Origin of the sequence: Burkholderia sp. AU17457, assembly GCF_002223255.1 — a bacterium.
GTDB lineage: Bacteria > Pseudomonadota > Gammaproteobacteria > Burkholderiales > Burkholderiaceae > Burkholderia > Burkholderia sola.
Genome location: NZ_NKFB01000007.1, coordinates 46296 through 71626, shown reverse-complemented (window position 1 = coordinate 71626; position 25331 = coordinate 46296). Strand labels below are relative to the sequence as shown.

Genomic DNA, 25331 nt, shown 5'->3' with positions numbered 1-25331 from the left:
TGTTCCGATGTATTACTCACCCGTTCGCCACTCGCCACCAGGTGCAAGCACCCGTGCTGCCGTTCGACTTGCATGTGTAAGGCATGCCGCCAGCGTTCAATCTGAGCCAGGATCAAACTCTTCAGTTTAAACCTGTTACTGTTTTCGGTTCAGTTAAGAACCGGTCGCTCACTCAAAGCTGACAGGAATATGAATCACTTCATAAACCTGACTTACTTTAGTGTGAGACTCTTGATACTTTTGCTATCTGATCCGAGGATCAGCTCGCTACCATCAAGCGCCCACACTTATCGGCTGTTAATTTTTAAAGAGCATTCTGCGAGGAACTTCGTGTTTCCCGGCAGCGCTGCGTTTTCAGCAGCAGAGAAACGAGATTATGAACCGTGTTTCGCAGTTCGTCAACAACTTTCTGAACGACTTCGTTGCGACTGCCGGGCCATCTTCCTGCGCCGCCAAGGCTCGCTACATCCCGAACCCCGACAACACTGCTTCCCTTCCTCCCGCGCCGTGTTTCCGTTAGCGCGAAAGAGGCGTGATTCTAAGCACCTGCCCCCATCCGCGCAAGCTCTTTGTGAAGAAAGTTTGAAAAAGCCTCCGGGCGCTGACGCGCACGGAGGCTTCTGGCTCGACGGGCCGTGAAACGCAACGCGCGCCGTCCTCCAAAGATATGACGAAGGCGGCTCTTTCCTTCTATATAAGAGAACCGAACGCGGAACGGGCATAGAAGCTGGCGCGGTCGAGTATCATGCCGCGACCGAACCACGCACTCATATTGATGATGGACAGCACGACTCAATCCGGCGACAGCGACCTTCGCGACGAATATGCGGCACTGCGCGAGCGCGCGATCCTGCTGGAAGAACGGGTGCCGCAGCTTCTGCAACGCATCTCGGACATGTTGCCGCGCATCAGCGGCGAATCCGAACTGGCGGACACGCATCGCGAGCGGCTCGTCGGCGCACGCAATGCGGCGCTGGTCTCGATCGAAAACTATCAGCAGGCCATTCCGTTCCTGCAGACGGCTGACTCGATCATCGAGCAACTGGACAAGGCGCCCGAACGCGACGAAGACATCGAGTGGCGCGAATCGCTGCTCCAACGGCTGGACGAGCTGATCGACGTCGCGGTCGTGATGATCGACGATGCGGACAGCTACTTCGACCACGCGCAAGCCTGCGACCTGTCCAGCGTGCCGAAATCCATCCTCGAGGATTGAACAGGCCTACCCGGGATCGCGCGGTGCAGAAGCATCGCGCCACGCCCGCCGACAGTCGCTAGCTGACCTCTACGTCGCCGGGCCTGCCGCCCCCCACGAAACGCCCGGCGATCGCCATCCCGCGCGGAGCGGCACGCCACTCCTACGGCGAATCGAGCACGATCGTCTCGCTCATCATCGGCACACGGATGTATCCGCCCGCCGCATCGCCGTACGCGTGCGCGTTCCCGTCGATCACGTATTGCGCGGTCAACGCACACAGCGTCGCGTCGCGCGCATCGACGGAGCGCAGCGTCGATACGTCGATGCCCAGCCGCTCCAGCAAGTGCCGGCGCTGGTTGCGCTTCTGCTTCGCCGACGCCACGGCCTTGCCCAGCATCGCGCAAGTAATCGCATACGGATAGGTTTCGAAGCTCACGCGTCCGCCCGCGTAGCGCGCGTCGGTCAGCAACGGATAGGCGTGGGCGAGCGCGCGGTAGACGCGCTCCCCCATGAACATCCAGTCGAAGAAGCCCGACGTGCTCGCGACGGCCTGCTCCCGCGACGGCGTCGGAAAGCACGAGATCCGTTCACGCGCGAGCGCCTGTTCGGCCGCGCGGCGGCCGCTCCCCGTCCACCACAGGCTCGGCGCGTCGACGCCGACGGCGACAACGTCATGAGCGAGACACAAAGCGGACAGCGACTCGGGTGCGATCCGCTCCTCCCGGCAGACGACCGTCGATCCACACAGGATCACTAGATCGCACAGCTTCCTGTCGCCGCCGACGTCGACACCCGCCACGGCAGCCGCTTGCCGCGCGGCGGATCGGGCCGATCGCATGCGCGTGCGTCAGTCCGCCGGCCGCGCGGCGTACGCGGTGTCGAAGATCGCCTCGAGACCGGGATGGACGCCGCGCATCGGATCGACGACCGACTTCGCCCAGTCGAAGTACGCCTGCTTGCGTTCGAGTGGCCAGTCCGCGGGCGGGTGCCGGGCGATGTCGCGCAGGTTGCAGATCTTGTCGGCCAGCTTCACGAGCTTCGCGCGCCGGCTGATGGTGGCCGCGTGCTCGACCTGCAGACGCTTGCGCTCCTCCTTAGGCAACGACCTGTCGTCGGTGACTTCCATCACGATGTCCGCCACGTCCTTGCCGAACAACCGCAGCAACTCCTGCTCGGTCGTCTCCGTATCCTCGACCGTGTCGTGCAACACCGCCGCGACGATCACGCGTTCGTCCTCGACGCCGGCTTCGTTGGCGAGCACGTCGGCGAGCGCGATCGGATGATTGATGTACGGCGACGCCTCTTCGTCCTTGCGCCGCTGATTGCGATGCTTGTCCGCCGCGAACGCAATCGCGGCTACCAGCTTCTTCATATTCCCCCCTCGTGTGGCCAGACCCGCGACCGTTGACCCGGCCGCATGCGTTTCGGAACTGCTCATACTACCTGTACGCGATGACCCTTCGCGCGCGCCGGCACGCCAGCGTACTCCGCATCACGCGCCGGCCGGCGCGCGCTGCAACTCGACCACGTTGACCCGCGCGCCGAATACGTCCCTCACGAGCGGCAGCAGGTGGTCGTGGTGCGTCAGGAACAGCACCTGGGTGCGCGTCGACAGATCGCGCAGCGCATCGAGCCCCGCCTTCGCGCGCGCGTCGTCGAAATTGATGAACAGGTCGTCGGCGACGAACGGCAGTGCGGTGCGGCTGCCGAGCTGCAACTCCAGCGCCGCGATCCGCAGCGCGAGGAACAGCTGATCGCGCGTCCCTTCGCTCAGCCCGGCGACCTCGACCGACGTGCCCCTCGTGCGCCTCGCATACAGCGCGGGCGGCGTCCGCTCGGTATCGACGGTCAGCTTCGCGAATTCGCCCAGCGTAAGCCCGGCGAAAATCTCGCCCGCCCGCCGGAGCATCGGCCCCTGCTTCTGGTCGCGATAGCGGTCCGTCGCCCACTTCAGCAAGCGGCTCGCCGTGGCTGCCTCCAGATACTGTTCGGCCGCGTCGCCCATCGCCGCCAGCGCCTCCTGCCGTTTCGACTCGGCGACGGCCGCATTCGCCTGGCCGTCGATCGCGCCGAACGCCTGGTCGGCCACGACCTGCTGCTGCGCCAGCTCGTTCAGCCGCTTGCCCACATCGCCGAGCGACTGCTTCACCGCTTCGAGATGCGCGGGCACGTCGGCAATGTCCTGTTCCGCCACCTCGGCCTCGACGGCGGACCGGGACAGCCCGTCGCCGTCGCGCACCAGCGCTTCGTGCGCGGCATCGACCGCCTGCCGAAGCTGGCGCTGCCGATCCGAGCGCTCGGCCAACGGCAGCGCCGCGTCGATCGACGCGACGCCGGCCAGTTGCAGCAGCGGCTGGATGCGCGCATCGGCGCCCGCCACCGCGGCGGCCGCGTCCGCGACCTTGGCGTCGGCCTGCCGCACGGCCTCGTCGGCACGATCGATCGCCCGCGCGACTTCCCTGGCGGCCGCAAGGCGCATCGTCAGCCGGCGCGCCACGTCCGGCCAGTCGCCGCTCGCCAGCCATTCCGGCGCGAGCGCTTCGGCAAGCCGCCGCGCGCCGGCCTCGAGCGCGCTCAGCTCCGCGCGGATCGCGGCGATCCGGTTGCGCGGCGCGTCGGCATCGGCCAGTTCGACCGTCACCGTGTTCGCGAGCCCGAGCGCCCCTTCCGCCGCGGCCAGCGTCGTCGCGCTCGCGGACAGTTTCGCGTCGGCCAGCGCGTCGCGCCATTGCGCTTGCCACGCGTCGTAAGCGGCTTGCGCGTGGTCGACCCGCGATCGTGCGGTCGCGCATCCGCGTTCGGCTTCCCGCGCGCGATCGTCGAGGCTGTCCTTCTGCGCGGCCGCTTTCTCGGCCGACTGGACGAACGTCTCGGCGACGGCGACGAGCGTGGCCAGCCCGTCAGACTCGCCGCCCCGCGATACCGTCAGCAGCGCCGAACGCAGCGCGGTTTCCGCGTCGGCGCGGACAGCACGCATCGTGTCGAATTCGCGGCGCTGGCGATCGAGATCGGCCTGCGCGGCGAACACCGCGTCGCGCTTCGCCAGCCAGTCGCTCATCGCCGCGAGCGGCATGCCGGGCACCGCGGCCGCCGTCGCGAGCGCGGCCCAGGCGTCTCGATGCGCGGCGAGTTCGCGCTCGCGTTCGTCCAGCGCGGCCTGCCGGCGCGCCACGCCCGCGCGCGCGGATTCGACCTGCTGACGCAGCGACTGCAGCGTCGCCGCGGCCTGGGTCGCGCCGAGCTGCGCATCGACGAGCTCGTCGGCGAGACGAATCGCGTCGTCGACCGCCGGCGCGCCCGTCGCGAGATCGACGGCACCGCTGCGGACATCGCCCCATGCGCCGTCGCGACGCGCGCGCGCCGCCAGCACGTCGGCGGTCGTGACGACCTTGTGGTTCTCCGCGAAATGCTTTTCCTGCAACTCAAGCCGTTCGAGCTCTTCGAGCGCGCCGTCCCGCGCGTCGCGCGCGGCAGCGGCCGCGCTCGCGCGCTCGCTGTCTTCCTTGAGCAGCGCGGCGAGCCGCGCCGCCGACGGCACGTCGAGCGCACGCAGCGCATCGACCGGCATGCGCCATTGGCCGAGTGCGTCGAGCGCGCCGGACAGCGTGCGTTCGGCAGCCGCGATGTCGTGCGCGAGCGCCTGCTCGCGCGGGCCGCTGTTGCGAAAACCCTGCGCATCGGCCAGCGCCGCGCGCAACGCTTCCGGCACGTCGACGGTCGACAGGCGCGCCTGTTGTTCGCGGACCTGCACCAGTTCGCGCGTGCGTTCGTCGAGCGATTCGCGCGCGCCGGCGAGCGCCTGGTGCAGCGCACCGTGCTCGCGCAGCAGGTTCGCGACCGTCTTCAGCGACAGCGCCGTCGGCAACGCGGCGCGCAGCGACGCCTCGTCCGTTGGCCAGCCGAGCTGCGCGGCCGTCGACGACGCGGCGGACAGGTGCCGCTCGACGTCCGCGCCGAGCAGCAGCAGATCCTGCGCGTGATTCATGCACGCGCCGCGCAGCCGATCGAGCGCCTCGATATCGGCTTCGAGCGCCAGCGTGTCGGCGTCCGCGACAATCGCATCGCGTGCCTGCCGCTTCGCGAGCAAGTCGGCGCGCCGTTCCTCGAGCACCTTCTGCTCGGCCGCGAGATCGCCCTGCGCCTTCAGCAGATCCGCATACGCGGTCGGCGGCAACTCGACGACCGCGCCCAATTCCGTCAGCGCCGCGTCCTTGACCGCCAGTTCCTTCAGGTACGGCGCGAGCCGCCGCACGCGTTCGAGCTTCGAGCGCAGCGCTTCGAGTCGGCGCTGTTCCGCGCGCGCCTGCTCGATCTGCTGCTCGACCGCTTCGCGCGCGTCCTTGCGATCGACCCAGTCGCGCGTGCGCACCTGGACCGTCTTCAGTTCGGCCACGGCTTCGTTGAACGCCGCCTCGGCCAGCGCAAACGCGCTGCCGCTGCGACGCGGCGCCCACAATTCGAGCGCGCGCGCGTCGAGCTCCTCGCGCACCGGCCCGAGGCTGCCGACTCCAGCAGCCGATTCGAACAGCACCTGACCGAGTTTGTCCGATGCGTCGAGAATGCTGCGGCCGCCATCGACCAGCCGCCCGTGATCGAGCCCGAACATCTGCTCGAAGAATTCGCGCGTCGCGCCATCCAGGACCGCCGCCAGATAGTCGTCGGGCAGCTTGTCGTCGGCAGGCGTGCGCAACGGACTGCGCCCGCGCGCACGGTGGAATGCGAGTTCGCCCGCGCCGCTCTCCAGCACGCCGCCGATCCGCAATTCGGGCGTGCTGTGCAGGAAGTCGAGCGGCGTCTGCAGCTTCATCCCGAACAGCAACTCGGACACGGCCGTGCGGATCGTCGACTTGCCGGCCTCGTTCGGCCCGACGATCACATGGAAATCCTCGCCGGCCGGCGGGAAACGCAGCGTCTCGTCGGTGAACTTGCCGTACTTGATCAGATCGAGCTGGCTGATGCGCATCGCTTACTCCCCCCTCGCCAGCCGCGCGAGCAACGCGGGCCCGACCTGCTCGACCAGCGCCGTCAGCTCGCCCGCGCGCGCCATCGTCAGCAACGGCACGTCCTCCTTCACGTCGCTGCGGACCTTGCCGACGAACGGCTTCAGGTCGCGTTCGAGCAGCGCGAGGAAATCCGGATCGTGCGCGGCATCGGCCAGGATCTGCTTCAGGTCCTCCAGCGCTTCGAGCGGTTCGCTTTCGCCCGGCTGCCGGTCAGCCGCGGACGTCGCGAGCCGGACCTTCTCGAGCCACAGCCGCTCGTTGCCGATGATGCCGATCTGGTTCAGCACCTCCGCACGCAACTGCGGCGCGCGGCCGAAAAAGAGGCCGTGCGCGGGCGTGCGCCCGTTGACGGTGACGCGCACCGCGCGCGGCACGTGGCCGTCGACGGTCAACAGCGCCTCCAGCGACTGGCCGATCTTTCGCGACAGATCGGCCACCGACAGGCAATCGGACGCATCGACCGACACGGCTTCCCAACGCAGCACGTCGAGATACAGCCGTTCGACCTGCGTGTTGCCTTGCTCGACCGTCACGAGCACCGCGCCGCGCCGGCCGGTCTCGCGGATATGACGTCCCTGCAGGTTGCCGGGAAACACGACGGTGGACGGGCCCGTCCATTGCTGGAATTCGTGCACGTGGCCGAGCGCCCAGTAGTCGTAGCCTTTCGCATGCAGTTCGGCCAGCGTGCACGGTGCATAGTTCGCGTGCGCCGCATACCCTTCGAGCGCCGTGTGCAGCACGCCGATGTTGTAGTACCCGGGCACCGGGTCCGGATAGCCGATCGCGAGATTGTCGACGACGGCCTTGTCCTTGAAGCTCTGCCCGTGCAGCGCGACGTCGAATTCCGGCAGCCTGAAGGTTTCCGGCTTGCGGTGGCCGAACACGGTGACGTTGTCGGGCAGCGTCAGCTTCTTCGTCATCTCGCTTTCGGCATCGTGGTTGCCGCCGAGGACGAACGCGCGAATGCCGGCCTTGCGCAGGCGCCCCATCTGCTGGCCGAAGAAGATGCCGGTGTTGTGATCCTTCCAGTCGCCGTCGTACAGGTCGCCCGCGATCACGAGGAACGCGACTTCCTCTTCGATCGCACGATCCACGAGTTGCCGCAACGCCTCGCGCGACGCGTTGCGCAACTGCGCGGCCGGCGCGTCGGGATACGCGCTCAGGCCGTGCAACGGGCTGTCAAGGTGAATGTCTGCCGCGTGGATGAACTTCACGAAGGTTCCTCTGTTTCATGGCGAACGGGCGACGCCGCTCGCACGGGCCGGGCCGTCAAGCGTCGTCCCGGTAGCCGCCGGGCTTGCCGCCGCACATGCGACACGCGCCGGACCGGATCATGCTGCCCGCTGCAAGCGGGTCGGGATGGTACCTGAAAGCGGGTAACGACATGGCATTCTCCGTCGGTCCGGATGGCGGGGAAGCACGCGATACCGACGCGAACCGACATTGTGCCGCAGCACGAGCGAGCGACAGCGATACCGCGCCGCTGAAGAATGGGCAGCACTCGAAATGATGGCCGCGCGATCGTCCGATCGCGCGAATGGTCATGACGTGATGCCTCGGAATGTTATCGGAACGCGCCGGGCGGGCCGGAACGGCACTTTTGTATCGTCTGTCGTCACGGGTATCGATCGGACCTGCCAGCCCGTGCCGGCCGGCGCTGCCATCGCGGTGGCCGGCGGGCGGGGGCCCTGCTATTTAAGCATGGCGCACGTGCATTGGGCAGGGGTCGCCCGTCGATCCGGGATTGATCGAGCGTGGCGTTTCGGTGATGTTTGCTGGAGGTATTTTTTCACCGATGGACGCGTGGCCGCCGGGCGACCCTGCGCACGCGCACCGTCGAAGCCCGTCACTTCACAACCGCACACGATCCGCGAACACGGTCGGCAGATACCGTTTCGATGCCGGCTCGACCCGCTCGACTCGGAAGACGGCAACGCATTGCTTTCGGGCGAAGCGGGAACCGGGACGGCGGCGGTCCGCCTTCCCGGCATCGACCATTCGACGAGGTCGGTCGTCGCGCCCCGGCGGCGCCGACTTCAGATCATCGTCTTGCGCCCGGTCGCACCGGCGAACTGCCGCTCATGCGGTGACCAGCCTTTCATGCGGCTGCTCGAGGAAACCGTCTTCGTAGAAGTAGTCGAAGAACGTGCGCAACCAGTCGTTGGCTGGACGCAGACTCGATGCGAGCACGTCGCCCGCGAGCCGCTTCAGTTGGGTGACGTCGATCGGAAGAATGCGCCCGACCGTCGGATCCGCAACGGGATTCAATTTTTTGAGCACCGGAATCAGCATCGAAAGCGGATGCGCCGGGTCCTGCCGAACATGCTCCGCCAATGCCGCGAGCCACGCGTCGTAGCTCATCCGTTCGATCGCGAAGCCTTCGTCTTCGATGAAATCGACCAGCGCGTCCAGCGAGTTCCAGCGCGGGTTGATCACATGCACGCCCTGCCCCGCGGCAGTCGGGTCGAGCGACGCGCGTACGATGATCCGGCTCACGACGTCGACGGGCAGGATGTTGTCGAACCCGACGTCGCGCGGCGCCTTTCCAAACAGGATGATGCCCTTGATCAACCGACAGAACAGATCGTCCAGGTTCATCCGCCCGCTCACCGCATGCCCGACGATCCGCGCCGGACGATAGACCGTGACGGGAACGCCGCGCGCGTGCGCCTGCGCGAGCAACTGCTCGGCGACCCATTTGCTCTGTTCATAGCCGCTCGTCAGGTGTTCGTGGAACGGCACCGCGAGCGTTTCCGGCAACGCATCCGAATAACGGTCGAGCGTGCCGACCGTGGACACGTAGTGAATCGGCGTCACGCGATGCAGGCTCGCCAGTCTGACGATGTCCTGGGTCGCCAGCACGTTGACCTGCTTCAGCGTCGCGTACGGATAAACGAAGTTGACCAGCGCACCGTTGTGGTAGATCGCATCGATTTCACGTGCGAGCGCGTCGAATGCAGCCGCCGACAAGCCGAGGTTCGGTTCGGCAAGATCGCCCGGCACGGCAACGATCCGATCTCGGTGCTGCGCATCCCACAAGCCGTGCGACTGCATCGCGGCCTCGATGCGTCGTACGCCTGCAGCCGGATCGTCGGCACGGACCACGCACATCACGCGTGCATCGGTCGTCGCGAGCAGCGTATGAAGCAGGTGCACGCCAAGGAATCCGGTCGCGCCCGTGAGCAATACCGTGCGGTAGGGGCGCCACGCATACGGTCGATGTGTCTCGATCGTCGGGTCGAGCCGCGCTTCCCCCGGCAAATCGACGGCCGGCGTATCGCGACGCACATTGCCATTCGCGACACTGGCGGCCAGGCCGGCAATCGTCGGCGCGGCCAGCAGCGTTTCCATGTCGATCGGGTGCTGAAGCCGCTCGCCGACCTGATACAGCATCACGGTGGCTTGCAGCGAATCCCCGCCGAGATCGAAGTAATTGTCGTGAATGCCGATGCGTGGCTGCTTGAGCAACACGCTCCAGATGTCGTGGATCGCCGTTTCCACCAGATCGCGAGGTGCCGCATGGCGACCATGCTGGCGAACCTCGACGTCACCGGAAAGCAGCCGGACGCGGTCGATCCTTCCTTTCGCGGAACGCGGCAGGGCAGCGAGCGAGACGATTGCGCCGGCGGACAGTGCCGGCATGCCGCGCTGCCCGGCCAGTCGGCGCACGATGTCCGCGGCGTCGGCCGTCGCGTCCTGATGGAACAGCGCATAGTCCCATTGTCCGCTTTCGGCGATCCGCTCCACGAGCGCGACCTCATCGACACCCGCCTGCCGTGCAACGTCGGCTTCGAATTCGAGCCAGTGCTCCGTCGTCTCGTCGGAACACGCGCTTCGGTCCGGCAGCCACGTATGACAGCCATGCTCCGTCCGCCACGCGTCCAGTGTCGTGCGCAACCACGTACCGTTGCGCGTGACGGTCAGGCTGTCCCGGTCCGGCTTGCTGTTGCGCAACATCAGATCGGGCACCGAGTGCCCCGACACGACGAGCGTACCGAGCGCGTCCCCACCCGCCGGGTTCAGATGGGCGTCGGCGACGAACACGGATTCATTTGCCGATACCACGCCCGATTCGACGCGATCGAATCCATCGGCCGACGAAACCGCATGCGGGAGCGACCACGCAGGCCAGCACAATTGCCGGAAGCGTTTCGCGCCGGGTGTGAGCTCGGCGAGTCTCGCGGCATCCTCACGCGTCAACGAGCGTGCATCGGCCATGACCCAGTCGGTGCGAAGCGCACCGGCCGAAAGCATCGAGGAGGCGCGGATGATATGACGCGTCGCTTCCGGACTGAGGACGATACCGTGCCAGTGCGCATCCGGCGACGCCGCTCGCCGCAGAAACGCAGGATCGCCGGCGCACGCGATCTGGTGCAGCGACAGCCCGGCACCCAGTGCACCCAATACCGTCCACAACGCCGTATGCGACAGCGGCCCGTCGCCCAGCGCAACATCGCGCGATGCACCGGCCGGTAACGTCGCTCCGAACGCGCGCGCGGCTTCGACAAGCTGAGCATGCGTATAGCGCACGACATGCCAATCGCCGTCCACATCGCGCCGCAGCAACGAACAGGCGCCCAGCGCCGGATCCGAACGATCGTCGAGCGCACCGTCGATTTGCCCGTACATCGGGTCCTGCTCGTCGAATACGTAGCACATGACGCCCGTCAACGGCGTATGCTGCGCGGTCGTCACGCAACTTCGCAGCGGTTCCGGCGACCAACTGCCATCGACGAGCGCATCGAATGCGGACGACGGCAGATTCGGGTCGGTCATCACGCAATCGACGCCATACGTTAGCCCGGACAGCAGCAACACCAGCCCGGAGACGGGGTCATCGCATGCAATCAGCACGCGCTCGCCCGGCCGATAACCGAAACGCCGCCATTGATGAACGGCACGCTGCACGCGATCGGCAATCGTTGCATAGGTGACGCCGTGCGCGCCACCCGGCGATTCGCGCCCGTCCAGTCGGGAAAAGGCGATTCGATCCGGCGTGCGAGCGGCATGCGCGGCGATATCTGCCGACAACGTCGCGTCGCCCATCGATGCGTGTGCGGATGCGTCGGGCGCACCGCCGGCACCCGTCGACGATCGCGCGTCGAGCACGAGATCGCATACTTTTCGCGGGATCGCGTCGACCAGCGCTTCGAGGAGTCTGCGGTATTGCGACGCCATGCGTTCAATGAATGCCTTGTCGAATCGGGCCGTGTCGTAGGTCAACTGAAACGTCAAGGTATCCGTCGGCAATACGACCAGCGCCAACGCATAACTCGTTTCCTCGACGGCGCGCGGGTCGTCGATCCGCCACCCGCAACTCGCCGCGAGCCGGTCGAACGCATCCCGGCCCGGATAGTTCTCGAATACGTAAAGCGTTTCGAACAGCGATTGCTGGCGCGGCACTTCGCTGCATTTCAATACGTCCGTGAGTGCGCTGTGCGCATGCTGTTCCAGCCTCTGCGTATCGGCTTGCAAGCGCCGCAACCAGTCGGCCGTATCGAGCTCGCCGTCGAGCGTCGCGCGCCACGGCAGCGTGTTGATGAACAGGCCGGCCATGCGTTCGATGCCGTCCACTTCTGCCGCACGTCCCGATACGACGATGCCGCCGACGACGTCGGTGCAACCGCCGTAGCGCGCAAGCAGCACCGCCCATGCACCCTGGCACAGCGTATTGAGCGTCACCCGGGCGACGCGGCATGCGCGGCTGGCCGTTTCCATCCATCCGGCCGGCATCGTCTCGGCTCGAACCGACAACCTGCGGCGCGTGTCGGCGCCGCCTGCGGCATCGTTCGCCGGCGAAGGACATACCGACGGCGCGAATCCTGCCGGCCTGCGATAGCCGCGCAACAGATCGCGCCAATAGTCGAGCGAACTGTCGCCATCGCGTGTGCGCAGCCACGCAACGTAGTCGCGATAGTCCCGCGCGATTGCGGGAAGCGGCGCATCCGGGCGGGAATAACGCTGAAAAACCTCGCCGAGCAGCAATGGCATCGACCAGCCGTCGAGGATCGCGTGGTGATAGGTCCACAGGAACCGGTGGCGCTCGTGACCGAGCTGGATCAGTGTGACGCGCATCAACGGCGCGACGCTGAAATCGAAGCCGCGTGCACGGTCGCTCGCCAGCAGATGTTCGAATCGATCGGCTTGCTCGTCGGCCGCTTGATCACGCCATTCGATCACCTCGAACGGCAATCCGACCGTATGCCGAACGACCTGCAGCGGATTCTCTTCGTGCAGGCGAATGAACAGCGTCTTGAGTGTGTCGTGGCGATGCACGACCGCTTCCCACGCGCCGCGGAATCGCTCGAGATCGAGGGGGCCATGCAACACGCAGGAAAATTGCTCGACGTAGATGCCGGAGGCTGGATCGAGTCGCGAATGGTGAAGCATGCCTCGCTGCAGAGGCGTGAGCGGGTAAATGGTGTCGACGTTTCGGGTCATCCTGGATTCCTGGTGCGGTCATGCTCGACGAACGCGCGGTATCGCGCGCCGTCGCGTTCAGCGCTCGAGTGCGTCGATTTCTTCCAGCAGCGCGTCAAGCGCGTCCTGATCGACATCGAGTTGAGGAACGTCGTCGGGTGTCAGACCGCCCACCCCGTCGGCGCTGCAATGACGAATCAGCATCGTCAGCGCCTCTTCGACGCGGCACATGAGGCAGCCGATGCTTTCGTCGACGCCCGGCACCCCGAAGAAGCTGGACTCCACGGTCAGCCTGCCGCGCGACACGTACGCGACGACGTCCAACAGGTGCGTGCGCCGCTGGCGGGGGCTGCGGATGCCCGGCGCCGGTTCGGGCGGCCCGCCGTACAGCGGCGACGACGGCCCCGACAATTGCTCCAGTTGACCGAGATAGGTAAACAGGATCGGTGCGCGCGGAAACGACGTCAGCGCGTCGGCGCCGGCCTGCGATGTCGCGTCGAGATAGCGCAGAACGCCATAGCTCGCGCCCTTGCGCGGCACCTCGCGCAGTCGGGCCTTGACCGACTTGATGAGCGCCGACGGATCCGCGGCGGTGACCGGCGTGTCGATCAAGACCGGATAGATCGACGTGAACCAGCCGACCGTGCGGCTCAGGTCGATCGCGTCGCCGAGCGCGTCCCGGCCGTGCCCCTCGACGTCCACCAGCAACGCATCGCTGCCGCTCCATGCATGGAAGCCCGCGTGCAACGCGGCGACGAGCAGGTCGTTCGCGTCGGTGCCATAGGCACGCGGCGCCGTGGTTCGAAACGCGTGCGTCAGATCCGCATCGAGCGTGATCGCGCAACTGAGCGACGATTCCTGATAAGCATGCTGGACGATCGAGGTCAGCCCGTGACGCATCAGCGCCACCCGTTTCGGCCCGCCCAGCACGTCGCGCACCCGTGCGTTCACGTTGCGCCAGTAGAGACGATCGTCGTCGAGCGCGTCGCCCTGCGCCAGCGCGAGCCACTGGTCGACCCAAGCCTTCACGGAGCTCGTCTTCAGCGGCAACGCCGCTGCCGTGCGGGCGCGCAACCGCAAATAGCAATCGGCCAGATCCTGCAGCAGGATGCTCCAGGACACACCATCGATCGCCATATGGTGAACGACGATCAACAGCCGGCTGCTCGACACGCTGGTGCTCTCGAGCCACCTGACCGCCATGAGCCGGCCGCCCTCGAGGTCGAGGCTGCTCTGTGCGGCGTCGATCGCGTCACGCCACATGCGTTCGCAATGCCGGCCGGCCGAGTCGATACACGGGACGATCGCAAAATCGACGGCGTCGGAACCGCCGTCGCCGGCAAACACGTGCCGCATTCCGTCGCCATGCGCGACGAAACGGGAGCGCAGCACGTCGTGATGACGCATGACGACGCGGATCGCCTCGGTCATGATGCTCGCATCGGGCGTCTCGCCGAGCGGAACGAGCAGCGCCTGGTTGAAGTGCGAACGATCGACGTCGACGCGCTCGACGAACCATTGCGCCGCCGGACCGAGCACCGCCTCGCCCTGCACCGGCCCTTGATCGACATCGAGACCCGGCGTCTCGCGCACCACCGTCGACAGGCTCGCCACGGTCGTATGCAGGAAGATGTCCTGCGGCTTCAAATACATGCCGTCGAGCGCGGCCCGCGATACGATGACCGCGGCGAGAATCGAATCGCCGCCCAATTCGAAGAAATCCTGGTCGACGCCGACCGACGGCTGGCCGAGGACGTCGGCCCAGATCGCGGCGAGTTTGCGTTCGACGTCGGTCGACGCGCGACGGCCGGCCCGCTCGCTTGCGCGTGGCAGCGGGAGCCCGCCTGCGTCGAGTGCGCCGCTTGCGTCGAGCGGCAGCCGGTCGAGCACCATGATCGCGTCAGGGTGCATCGCGTCCGGCAACGCATGCTTCAGTGCCGAACGAACGGCGTTTTCGAGTGCATGTGCATCCACGTGACCGTCGTCCGCGACGAGATAGGCAACCAGCATTTCCTGCGACTCCCGAACGACGCACGCACAGGCAACGGCGGCCACGCCGGGAATCGCGGAGATGGCCTGCTCGACCGTGCCGATCTCGATCGGCACGGGTCGGTGACGCGCGACCCGTGACGAAGGATCCGCGCACAGCAGGTCGCCGCCACGGCGGACGACCGACACGCCAGTGGGTATCAGCGTTCTGTCCGGGGGGGCGGTTTCGAGTGCAGCTCCCGCGCCCGACGCGCGGATCGACGCGCCGTCGAAGAAATGCAGTTCTCCGGCCTGACGATCGTCGGCGAAAGTTCCGGACGATCCGAGTGCGAACGCAACGCGTCCCGGATACGACGGCGCCAGCAATGGCCAGCCGTCCGGCGCGGCCGTGAACGCACACAGCGCCGAGCCGGTGTCCGCGCGCTGCACCGGGACGAAGTACGCCGCAGCGGGTATCCGGTTGGCCGCGGCGAACGACTTCAACGTGTGCGGATGCTCGCCGTACGCGACAAGCGCGCGTGCCCGCCCCATGCCGGCGACATCGGCACGTTGCAACAGAAGGGACGGCAGGAGGAGCGACGGGCCGTCCGCGAGCAATCGGTCGAGTTCCGCGTACGCGATGGTCGCGATCGCCGGGTCGCCGGAAGCGAGCGCGCCGATGGCGGCCTGCTCGGACAGGCGAGCCGTGCCGCCGACGAGCACGACTTGGGCGAGTGCCGCTGCCGACAGCCAGTCATGCGCGCCGTGCGGAACGAGCGCCGTTGTGTTGGCGTCGAGATGGAGCAATTGACCGACATAGTCGAGCAGCGGCTCGACCGCCGACACCTTGCCGGCCGCAACGCCGTCGTTGCGCGCGGCGACATCGTTCGCACGCACGACGTCGATCGCGTCGATCTCCCAGCCGGACCAACCGTCGCTGCGGCCGCGGCACACTGCGTCGGCCGTGTCGCCCGACACCGTATAGCATGCGCCGACGGCGCGGATCGCGAGCAACGCGACCGCGCGCTCGGCGACACTGTGCAGTTGGAGTTCGACACGTTTTCCGGCACCGATCCCGATGGCATCCAGTTGCGCACGGACGGCGCGAACCGCATCGCGGACCTCGCCGTCACCGATCGCGCGATGGTCGAATTGCCAGACCACGCGCGAGGCATCCCGCTGCATCTCGGATTCGGCATGGGACGCGCGTCGCACGAACGCGTCGGCCGCGGCAATGCGGCTTCGCGCATCGTCGATCGGTGCCGTCGCGAGTGTGTACCGGTGCAGAGAACGGCTGGTGTCAGCCACCACCTGCTCGACGAGATGCGCATACTGGCTCGCGAATCGCTCGATCGTTTCGTCGTCGAACAGATCCGTATTGAACGTCCAGGCGGTCAGATATTCGTCGCCGAGATCCTGTACGTTGAGCGTCAGGTCGTGTGTCGCGCCACGCGTACCGGTGCTCGATGCGGCGAGACGCTCACGATAGAACGGCACGCCGGTCCCGCCTTCGGCGGCGAAATCGCCGCGCGCCTGGTTCCAGTTGTACATCACCTGGTAGATCGGCGACCGGCTCGGATCGCGCGCCGGTCGCAGCGCATCGACCAGCAACGGGAACGGATAATCCTGATGGTCGAGCACGCGCAGCATCATTTCGCGCGTGCGCCGCAGCAGATCGTCGAACGAATCGTCCGGCCAGACTTCGCACGCGAGCACGACCGTGTTCACGAAATGACCGACCACGCGCTCGCTGCCCGGCGCATTGCGCCCGGAAGTCGGTGCGCCGATCATCAAGCGCGCCTGCCCGGTGTGAAGGTGAAGATGCAATTGATAGACCGCGAGCAGCAGCATGTACGGGGTCACGCGCAGCAGCCGGGCCGTGTCGCGCACCTGCTGCGATAGCGTCGCGCCGAGCGACCGGTCGTACACGCGGCCATGCTCGGTTTTGCGCGGCGGGCGCACCCGGTCGGTCGCCAGGCTCAACACCGGAAATCCGTGTGCCAGCTCGCGCCGCCAGAATGCCGCGAGATGCTCGCCGTCCGCGCCGTCGAGCCGTGCGCGCTCGTGTTCGACGCAATCCTTGTACTGCACCGGCAGAGGCGGCAACTTCAGCGGCTCGCCCGCGCAGGCGAGACGGTAGAGCGTACGAAGCTCGTTGAGCAGGATCTCGAGCGACCAGAAGTCGGCGGCGATGTGGTGGACGTTCAACAGCAGCACCGCGCGAATCGCGTCGGCGCCCTCCCGCTCGTTCAACAGTACCTTGAGCCGGATCGGCGATTGCGTCAGGTCGAACGGGCGATTCGACTCTTCGTCGATCCACCGGCGGATCGCGGCTTCGTCGGCCGCGAACACGCGATCGACCGAGAACCGGGCGCGCGCTTGCGACCCTACCTGCTGACGCGGCTCGCCATCGATCACGCGGTACGCGGTGCGCAGGATCGGGTGGCGTGCGATCAGGTAATCGACGCAGCGGCGCAGCGTGGGTATGTCGACATCGTCGTCGATACGCGTCGCGTACGTCACGTTGTACGCCGCACTGTCGGGATTGAGCTGATGCAGCGACCAAAGCGATTTCTGCGCGAACGAGAGCGGGTAGGTGCCTGCCGTTCCCGCAAATTGCTCGAGCAGCGCGATGAGCGTCGCCTTGTGGGTCTTCAGCTCTTCGACGAGCGAAGGTGTCACCGCGCCCTTCGGCGCCTTGTATTGCAACTTGCCGTCCTGGGTCCAGAGCTCGATTCCGCGCCCCGCCAGTTCGTTGATGAATTCGATCGAGCTCACAGCTCTCCTCCTTCCATTTCGACGCCGAACGTCGCTTCTCCTGACACCACGTCGATCCGGTCCGCGGCGCGCGATGGCGGTGTTCCGTCGGGCGCCCGCGACTCGCTGCGGTCGAGCGTCGCCATGATCGTGCGCACGACGTCGTCGACGGTCGCGCCTTCGAGCAATCGCCCGAACGGAATATCGACGCCCAGCTCGCTGCGCAATGCATTGCGGAATTCCGCGGCCATCAGCGAATCGAGCCCGAGCTCGATCAGCGGGATATCCGGCGCGATCCGTTCGCTCGACGTATGCAGGGTCGCGGCGATTGCGTCGATCAGGTGTCCACGCAGCAATTGCATGCGCTCGTCGTCCGGCAACCCCGCGATGCGCTCACGCAAACCAGGGCCGGTACCGGCCGGGCGATTCGCTGGCGGCGCTGACGGCACGAGTTCCGACAACAGCGCCGCCATCGCCCGGCTCGGGCTGCGCTTGATCAGCGTATCGACTTCCACGTTCCAGATCTGGGTCTGCCCGTCCGGTTCGGCGACCAGCGTGTCGAACACGCGCAGTGCGACGTCCGGCTCGATCGGCTTGAGACCGAACGATGCGATGCGGCGCAGTTGCCGCGCGTCGAGCTGATCGACCATCCCGTTGCCGCCCCACAGGCCCCAGTTCATCGTGTGCCCGGGCAAGCCGTCCTGGTTGCGCAACGCCGTCAGCGCGTCCACATAGGCGTTCGCGGCGGCGTATGCGCATTGGCCCGGAGAGCCGATGCAGGCCACGATCGACGAAAACGACACGAAGTGCCGCAGCGGCAGATGCGCGGTCGCACGATGCAGATTCAACGTTCCCGCGACCTTCGGCGCGAGCACCTTCAATACGTCGGTCATCGGCTGGGTCGCGAGCAGGCCGTCGTCAAGCGTGCCCGCCGCATGCAGGACGCCCACGAGCGGATGCGCGGAATCCGCTTCGAGCGCATGGACGAGCGCGTCGATGTCGGCGGCCGACGCGACATCGGCCGCCACGAATTCGACGATCGTGCCGTGCGCATCGGCGATCGATGCCAGGCGTGCGCGTTCGCTGTCGACCGGTACCTGGCGGCTGGCGGACACGATCTTCGGCACGCCATTCCGGATCAGCTGCTCGATCACCCGCGTACCGATTGCACCGCGCCCGCCCGTCACCAGATAGGCACCGTGCGCCAGCGATTGCGCCGCGCCGGCGTCGCGTGCGACGAGCCGCGGGACGTATACGGTGTCGCCATGCGACACGAACTGCGTCTCGCCGGTCGCCGCGGTGCCCGCCAGTGCGGTCAGCGCGCTCGCGCAAGACGTCGCATCGAGCGCCGGCAGATCGACCACACACACCGGAATGTCGCCGCTCTCGTGCATCAGGCTGCGGGCGACGCCCCAGGCGGCCGCCTGAAACGGCGACACGCGCACGTCGATGCCAGGCACGCGCTGCGCCGCCTGGGTCACGATGCAGACGGTCGGCATGCCCTGCGGCCAGCGGATCGACTGCACTTCGCGCCAGATGTTCGCGAAGCGCCGGTAAGCTGCGCCAACCGCGGCGAGTTCGTCTTTTGATTCCGCGTCGTCTATCGACGGCCACACGTAGAGCAACACGGTACGTCGTGCATTCGGGCCGGCGAGGGCGTCGTTGTCGAACGCAGCACGAATGCGCTGGGCACCTGCATCGTCGTCGGACAGGTCGTCCACCGGCAGCGCCGCGCGCGCACACGCGTTGCCTGTCTCTTCACATGCGTGCGCCAGCATCGTGTCCGTCACGGAACCGTTGCCGATCAGCACGAAGTTCGCGCGTGCGTCGGTCGCTTCGTGTGTGACCGCAAGCGGGCGCCAGACGAGCGTATTCAGTGCGACAGGCGGCGTGACCCGCTGAAATCGGCTAGGATCGACGGCCATCAGCCGCAATCCGGAGACGACGGCGACGCAGCCGCCCGCGTCGTCGTATAACCAGAGATCCGCGGTAGCAAGGCTGCGCTTCACCCGCGCCCGCACCGCGCACCACGCCGCACGCATGCCGCGCATCGGCATGCAAGCGATCCGTTCGATGCCGATCGGCACGAAGGCGGTGTTCAGCTCCGCATCCCACAGTGCGCCCGCGACGGTCTGAAACGCGTTGTCGAGCAGCGCCGGATGAACGATGCGGACGAGGTCATCCGTGCCGTCCGGCTCCATTTCGATTCGGGCCAGCGCCACGTCGCCGCCCCGCGACAGCACGCGAATCGAGCGAAATGCGCCGCCATATTCGAGGCCCGTTGCCTGCAAGCGCTCGTAGAAACCGTCGACCGGCAACGCGTCGCCGCATTGCGCGCGCCATTCGTCGAGTGCCGGCACGTCGGGAACACCGTGTACCGTCCCGATCCGTGCGGCGCACTGCAGCGTCCATTCGGGTTTGGAAGCAGCCGTGTCGTGACAGGCATGAATGTCGATCCGTGCGCCTTCTTCTCCCGGACGCGAGGCGTCTCCCGCGTGCACGACCGTGCCGAACGTGACCGCGCTGCCGGGCTCCAGCGTGAGCGCGTTATCGAACGACACTGCATGCGCGACGAGCCAGCGGCCGTTCGCGGATTCCGCGTCGCCGCCATCGCGCCGCGATGCGGCATCGAGCAGCGCCTCGACGAATCCTGCCGCCGGGAAAACGAGTTGCCCGTGCACGCGATGCCCGCCCAGAAACGGCAGATGCCGATCGGATACCTCGCTCTCGTAGCGAAGGTGATCCAATGCCGGAATCGCGAGACGCCGGCCCAGCACGCCACGACCGGCGGTCCGACGCGCGCTGGTTGCGCTCGTCAGCACGTTCGCCCTTTGTGCCGGCTCCCGCGCATTCACCCAGTAACGCCGCGCTTCGAGCGGATACGGCGGCAGCACGCCGCGGCGCGCGGCTTGCCGCATCGGCGCACCGGTTCGGGATCGCTCGTATGCATGCCAGTCGACACGACGCCCGCACATATAGACATGTGCCAATGCACGCAACAACTGCTCGGTCTCGCGCCCGTCATGGTTCATCGACGGCAGCGCAATCACGTTGCCATGATCCGTCCGCTCCGCCATGCACGCGGTGACGAGGCTCGAAAGCGTCTTGCCAGGCCCGATCTCGATGACCGTCGTCACCCTGTCGTCGAGCAGGGTGTCGACACCCGCGCGGAACGCCACCGTGGCCCGGACATGTTCGACCCAATACGCGGGATCGCACAGGCGTTCGACCTCGAACCGGCCCGTCACGTTGGACACGATCGGAATCGCAGGCGCGCGATACCGCACGCTCGCCGCGACGGCGCCGAATTCGACGAGCATCGGCTCCATCAGCGGCGAATGGAATGCACGCGATACCGCCAACGCCTTCGTCGCGATACCGCGCGACGCGAACAGCCGCTCGATCGACTCGATTGCGTCGGGGTCGCCCGACACCAGCACGCTCTCCGGTGCGTTGTCCGCGGCGATGGCGACGCGTCCGGGGTAGTCGCGCACGGCATCGGCCACGTGACGCACGCTTGCGAACACCGCGAGCGCGCGGCCCGGCGCGGTGAGCGTATCCATCAAACGCCCGCGCGCCATCACGAGGCGGCAGCCGTCCTCGATCGAGAACACGCCGGCGATGCAGGCAGCCGCGTACTCGCCGATGCTGTGGCCCATCACGACATCGGGCACGACGCCCCAGTGCATCCACAAGCGCGCGAGCGCGACTTCGAGCGCGAACATCGCAGGTTGCGTGTAACGCGTTTCGTTTATCCGGTCCTGATGGTCGCCCCACAGCACGTCCACGAGCGACAGTTCTCCTTGCGCCTCGATATGGCTGTCGCATGCGTCGAATACGTCGCGAAACGGCGCGAAATCCCGATAGAGCTGCCGAGCCATCCCGGCGCGCTGCGCGCCCTGTCCGGTAAACAGGAATGCAAGCCGGTCGCGAACGCCGCCGGGCTGGCCGCTCCGGACCGTCATGGCCCGCGCCGCGTCCGACAGCGCATCGAGCAGCGTGTCGCGCGAATCCGCGACGATCGCCACGCGATGCCGATGGCTGTCGCGTGCGAGACGCAGCGCGCTGGCGACCGCGTCGGGCGCCAGCGACGCGTCTGCCCGCACGTGCGCCGCGCAGTCTTCGATCGCTTGCTTCAACATCGGCGCCGTGTGTGCGGACAACGGCCAGATGTCGTGACGCGCGTGCCCGGCCAGCGCGACGTCCGCGTCGGGCTCCGCTGCGCGCGCCTCCTGCCATGCTTCGACGATCAGGTGTGCGTTCGTGCCGCTCATGCCGAACGAGCTGATCGCAGCCACTCGCCGGCCCGGTCGGGACGACGGCCACGCCGCATGCTCGGTCGCGACGCGAATGCCGTTCGCATGCCAGTCGACGTGCGTGGTCGGCGTATCGAAATGCAGGTGCCGCGGCAGTTCACCCTTCTGCAGCGCGCATACGACCTTCATCAGCCCGGCGACCGCGGCGGCCGATTCGAGGTGCCCGATATTCGTCTTGATGCTGCCGACGTACAGGTCGCCGCTGCGATTCGTGTCGCGGCAGTACACATCCTCGAGCGCACGCAGCTCGATCGGATCGCCGAGCGGCGTACCGGTGCCGTGCGCCTCGACGTAGTCGACATCGGCCGGCGATACGCCGGCATGCTCGAGCGCCTCGCGAATCACGTCGCGTTGCGCACGGCCGTTCGGCGCCGTCATTCCGTTGCTGCGCCCGTCATGATTGACGGCGGAGCCACGAATCACCGCCCGGATCGGCCTGCCCTGCGCCCGCGCATCGGACAGCCGCATCAGCGCGACGACGCCGCAGCCTTCGCCGCGCACGTAACCGTCGGCGGCCGCGTCGAACGTCCGGCAGCGACCGCTCGGCGACAGCGCCTGAAGCTCGCTCAGCGCGATCGTCATCTCCGGCGACAGCATCAGGTTCACGCCGCCCGCGAATGCGACATCGGACTCGCGAGTCCGCAGGCTATGGCAAGCCAGATGGACGGCGACGAGCGACGACGAGCACGCGGTGTCGAGATGCAACGCCGGCCCATGAAATCCGAACAGGTAGGAAATGCGTCCGGCCGCGAAGGGCCGCGCGGTACCGAGCGACGTCTGCGCATAGCTGAGCGCGTCGCCCGCTACGCTCTCGCTGACGCGCGCGTAGTCGTCGACCGACGAGCCGACGAACACGCCGGTTCGGTACGACGCGATCGTTTCCCGCGAAAAGCCGGCATCTTCGAGTGCACGCCACGTGCATTCGAGCAACAGCCGCTGCTGCGGATCGATGTGCGGCGCCTCGCGCTCCGACACGCCGAAGAATCCCGCGTCGAAACGATCGACGTCGTCGATGAACCCGCCATGCCGGCTGTAGCTCGTGTCGCGCCGGCCCGGCCGCGGATCGTAGATCGCATCGGTCCATCGGTCGGCCGGCACGGGGCCGACGGCGTCGGTCCCGTCCGCGAGCATCGACCAGAGCGCGTCGGCGGAATCCGCGCCGCCGGGCAGGCGGCAGCCCATGCCCACGATGGCGATCGGTTCGTTCATCGCGCTGCGCGCTTCGGCCAGTTCGCGTTGCAGCGCGTCGATCTTCAGCAACGCTTGCTTCACGGGTGTAAGGGGCGCGGCGGGCGCGCGATTGGACTCGATCATGTGTACCACTCCAGACGTTCGCGGAACGAGACTGCCGGGGATCGGCTCAGCGCTGCAGCGCTTTCAGCAGCAGCGCTTCGGCCTGCGCGTCGGAGAGCGCCGCAAGCTGCTCCCGGGTAGGCGGCGCCTCGGCGCCGCCCACGATCGGCGCGGAATGCGCGTGCGCGGCGGCCGATGCGGGCGCATCGCTCGATCGCAACGCATCGGCCGCGCCCTGCATCCGCGCCAGATGCGCGGCAAGCTGCTCGACGTTCGAACAGTCCCACAGCACGGCGGCGTCGAACGTCAGCCCGATCGTGTGCTGCACCTTCAACGAAAACTGGAGCGCGCTCACCGAGTCGAAACCCATCTCGACCCACGCGGCCGTGCGCGATACCTGCGTCTCGGCGATCTTCAGCCGCTCGGCGACGATCCGTACGATCCGGTCCGCGATCTCGCGCTCGATCAGCGTCGAATCGGAATGCGGCGCAACCTCGGCGACAGTCGGCGCCACCGCACCGTCACGCGCCGCGCCGGCCTCCATCGCATGGGCGCCGTCGGTCCAGCTGGCGACGGCGCGCAGTTCGCCCTGCAGATACGCGCGACGACACAGCGCGCGCGCGATCTTGCCGCTGGAAGTCTTTTCGATCGTCGCCGGCTCGACCAGCACGATCGCGTGCGGCGTGACCCCGAAGTCCTCGCCGATCGCGACCACCATCGCCCGCAGCGTGGCGTCGAGGTCCAGCGTCCGGCGCGCGGTGCGACCGACTTCCTGGATGATCACGAGCTTCTCTTCGCCGTCCGCTTGCACCGATACGGCGGCGCCGCACCCGCGGCGCAACGCCGGCACCGCGTCCTGCACGCACGCCTCGATATCCTGCGGATACAGGTTGCGCCCGCGAACGATCAGCATGTCCTTCACGCGGCCGGTCACGTACAGGCGGCCGTCGACGATCGCGCCCAGATCGCCGGTGCGCAGGAACGGACGAGCGCCAGGCTCGTCATCGACATGCGCGCCGAACGTCGACCGTGTCGCTTCCGGGTTGCCGTAGTAGCCCACGCCGATCGCGCCGCCGCGCACCCAGATCTCGCCGACGCAGTTCGGGTCGGCCACCGGGCGACCATCGGGCCCTGCGATCCGGATCTCGGTGCCGGGCGCCGTGCCGCCGCACGACACGAGGCTCTTCGCGTTCGCGGCGCCGGGCTGAACCGGTTCGACGATGCCGGCGGCAAGCTTCACGTTGTCGACGTCCAGATAATGGGCGCCTTCGCCGTAAGGGACGCCCGATACGATCAGGGTCGCCTCGGCCATCCCGTAGCATGGATAGAACGACCCCGGAGCGAAGCCGTGCGGGCTTGCGGCGTCGATGAAATCGGTGACGGTCTGGCGATGAATCGGCTCCGCGCCGCAGAACGCGACCCGCCAGCTGGACAGATCGAGCCGGCCGCCGTCGTCGCTTCCGTCGAGCGCGGCCGCGGCAAGCGCATACGCGAAATTCGGCCCGCCGGACGTCGTCGCACGGTGTGCGGCAATCGCGCGCAACCATCGGCCCGGCTGCTGGACGAACGCAACGGGCGACATCAGCACCACCGAAAGCCCGATCGACGCCAGTTGCAACGGCATCGACAGTCCCATGTCGTGATACAGCGGCAGCCACGACAGCATGCGGGTGTCGCGATCGTGCTGCATCAGCAGCGCGATCGACCGTTGGTTGTCGATGATGTTGCCGTGCGTGATCATCACGCCCTTCGGCGTGCCCGTCGATCCGGACGTGTATTGAAGGAACGCAAGATCGTCCGGCGCCGGCATGCGCGGCAACGCCGACGTGTCCTGCGCCCCCGCGTCGACGAGCGCTTCGTACGTGACGAGCGTGCAGCCGGTGAACAGCTGCTGCGTCGCGCGCAGGGTCTCGATGGTCTCGACCGAGGTCGCCGGCGCCACGATCAGCGTGGCGCCGCAATTGTCGGCAATCGCGTGCAGCTTCGCCCATTGCGCGACCTTGCGTACCTGCTGCGGATGATAGGCCGGCACGGCGACGCGCCCCGATGCCAGACATCCATAGAACGTGCAGACGAACTCGGCGCTCGTCGGCAACAGCAGCAGCACGCGAGCGCCCGGCTCGGTCAGTTGCGCGAGTCCGCGCGCCACGCGCATCATGCCGGCATGCAGATCGCCGAACGTGCTTTTGCTTTCGATCGCCTCGCCGTCGCGCAGGATGGTCAGCGCGACACGGTCGGGGTCCCGCTCGGTGTGATGGGCGAGCGTCTCGATGATGGAGGTCGGTTCGACTTCCATCTGAAACACGTTCGGATTCGGATGCGTCGTCATGGTGTATCCAGAATGAGGTCAGTGCGCGCCGCCGCGCAAAGGCGGTG

General features: G+C 67.2%; 9 protein-coding genes and 1 rRNA gene. 1 reads left to right on the top strand and 9 read right to left on the bottom strand.

What is annotated here, in order from left to right; all coding sequences use genetic code 11:
- Nucleotides 1–128 (bottom strand): 16S ribosomal RNA (locus tag CFB49_RS30115); the annotation flags it as partial.
- A 617-nt stretch (nucleotides 129–745) separates the two neighbouring features.
- On the opposite strand from CFB49_RS30115, the gene CFB49_RS30110 reads away from it, so the two are divergent.
- Nucleotides 746–1216: an ATPase gene (locus CFB49_RS30110; RefSeq protein ID WP_089493182.1), complete on the top strand. Its 471-nt coding sequence runs from the start codon at nucleotides 746–748 to the stop codon at nucleotides 1214–1216.
- Nucleotides 1217–1358: 142 nt separating this feature from the next.
- On the opposite strand, the gene CFB49_RS30105 is transcribed toward CFB49_RS30110, so the two are convergent.
- The 8 genes from CFB49_RS30105 to CFB49_RS30070 form a co-directional block, all read right to left on the bottom strand.
- Complete coding sequence (locus tag CFB49_RS30105; RefSeq protein ID WP_089493181.1) at nucleotides 1359–2036, bottom strand: DUF429 domain-containing protein; 678 nt, start codon at nucleotides 2034–2036, stop codon at nucleotides 1359–1361.
- Nucleotides 2037–2045: 9 nt separating this feature from the next.
- Nucleotides 2046–2570, bottom strand: a complete 525-nt coding sequence (locus CFB49_RS30100) for an HD domain-containing protein (RefSeq protein ID WP_089493180.1) — start codon at nucleotides 2568–2570, stop codon at nucleotides 2046–2048.
- A gap of 120 nt (nucleotides 2571–2690) precedes the next feature.
- Nucleotides 2691–6161: an ATP-binding protein gene (locus CFB49_RS30095; protein WP_089493179.1), complete on the bottom strand. Its 3471-nt coding sequence runs from the start codon at nucleotides 6159–6161 to the stop codon at nucleotides 2691–2693.
- A gap of 3 nt (nucleotides 6162–6164) precedes the next feature.
- Nucleotides 6165–7415: a metallophosphoesterase family protein gene (locus CFB49_RS30090; RefSeq protein WP_089493178.1), complete on the bottom strand. Its 1251-nt coding sequence runs from the start codon at nucleotides 7413–7415 to the stop codon at nucleotides 6165–6167.
- An 865-nt stretch (nucleotides 7416–8280) separates the two neighbouring features.
- On the bottom strand, nucleotides 8281–12642 hold the full coding sequence (locus CFB49_RS30085; RefSeq protein WP_089493177.1) for a thioester reductase domain-containing protein: 4362 nt from the start codon (nucleotides 12640–12642) through the stop codon (nucleotides 8281–8283).
- A gap of 57 nt (nucleotides 12643–12699) precedes the next feature.
- Entirely contained in the window at nucleotides 12700–17367 is a 4668-nt protein-coding gene (locus tag CFB49_RS30080; protein WP_089493176.1) for a condensation domain-containing protein, read from the bottom strand.
- Nucleotides 17364–22976: a type I polyketide synthase gene (locus CFB49_RS30075; protein ID WP_089493175.1), complete on the bottom strand. Its 5613-nt coding sequence runs from the start codon at nucleotides 22974–22976 to the stop codon at nucleotides 17364–17366. The genes CFB49_RS30080 and CFB49_RS30075 overlap by 4 nt, the downstream gene beginning before the upstream one ends.
- 46 nt (nucleotides 22977–23022) lie before the next feature.
- A complete protein-coding gene (locus tag CFB49_RS30070) occupies nucleotides 23023–25284 on the bottom strand; it encodes an AMP-binding protein (RefSeq protein WP_089493174.1) in 2262 nt (753 codons plus the stop codon).
- Between the last annotated feature and the right edge of the window lie 47 nt (nucleotides 25285–25331).

Excerpts from the sequence above, each read along its gene's own strand:
- CFB49_RS30110 (WP_089493182.1), top strand. The coding sequence starts at position 746 with ATGCCGCGACCGAACCACGCACTCATATTGATGATGGACAGCACGACT.
- CFB49_RS30105 (WP_089493181.1), bottom strand. The coding sequence starts at position 2,036 with ATGCGATCGGCCCGATCCGCCGCGCGGCAAGCGGCTGCCGTGGCGGGT.
- CFB49_RS30100 (WP_089493180.1), bottom strand. The coding sequence starts at position 2,570 with ATGAAGAAGCTGGTAGCCGCGATTGCGTTCGCGGCGGACAAGCATCGC.
- CFB49_RS30095 (WP_089493179.1), bottom strand. The coding sequence starts at position 6,161 with ATGCGCATCAGCCAGCTCGATCTGATCAAGTACGGCAAGTTCACCGAC.
- CFB49_RS30085 (WP_089493177.1), bottom strand. The coding sequence starts at position 12,642 with ATGACCCGAAACGTCGACACCATTTACCCGCTCACGCCTCTGCAGCGA.
- CFB49_RS30075 (WP_089493175.1), bottom strand. The coding sequence starts at position 22,976 with ATGATCGAGTCCAATCGCGCGCCCGCCGCGCCCCTTACACCCGTGAAG.
- CFB49_RS30070 (WP_089493174.1), bottom strand. The coding sequence starts at position 25,284 with ATGACGACGCATCCGAATCCGAACGTGTTTCAGATGGAAGTCGAACCG.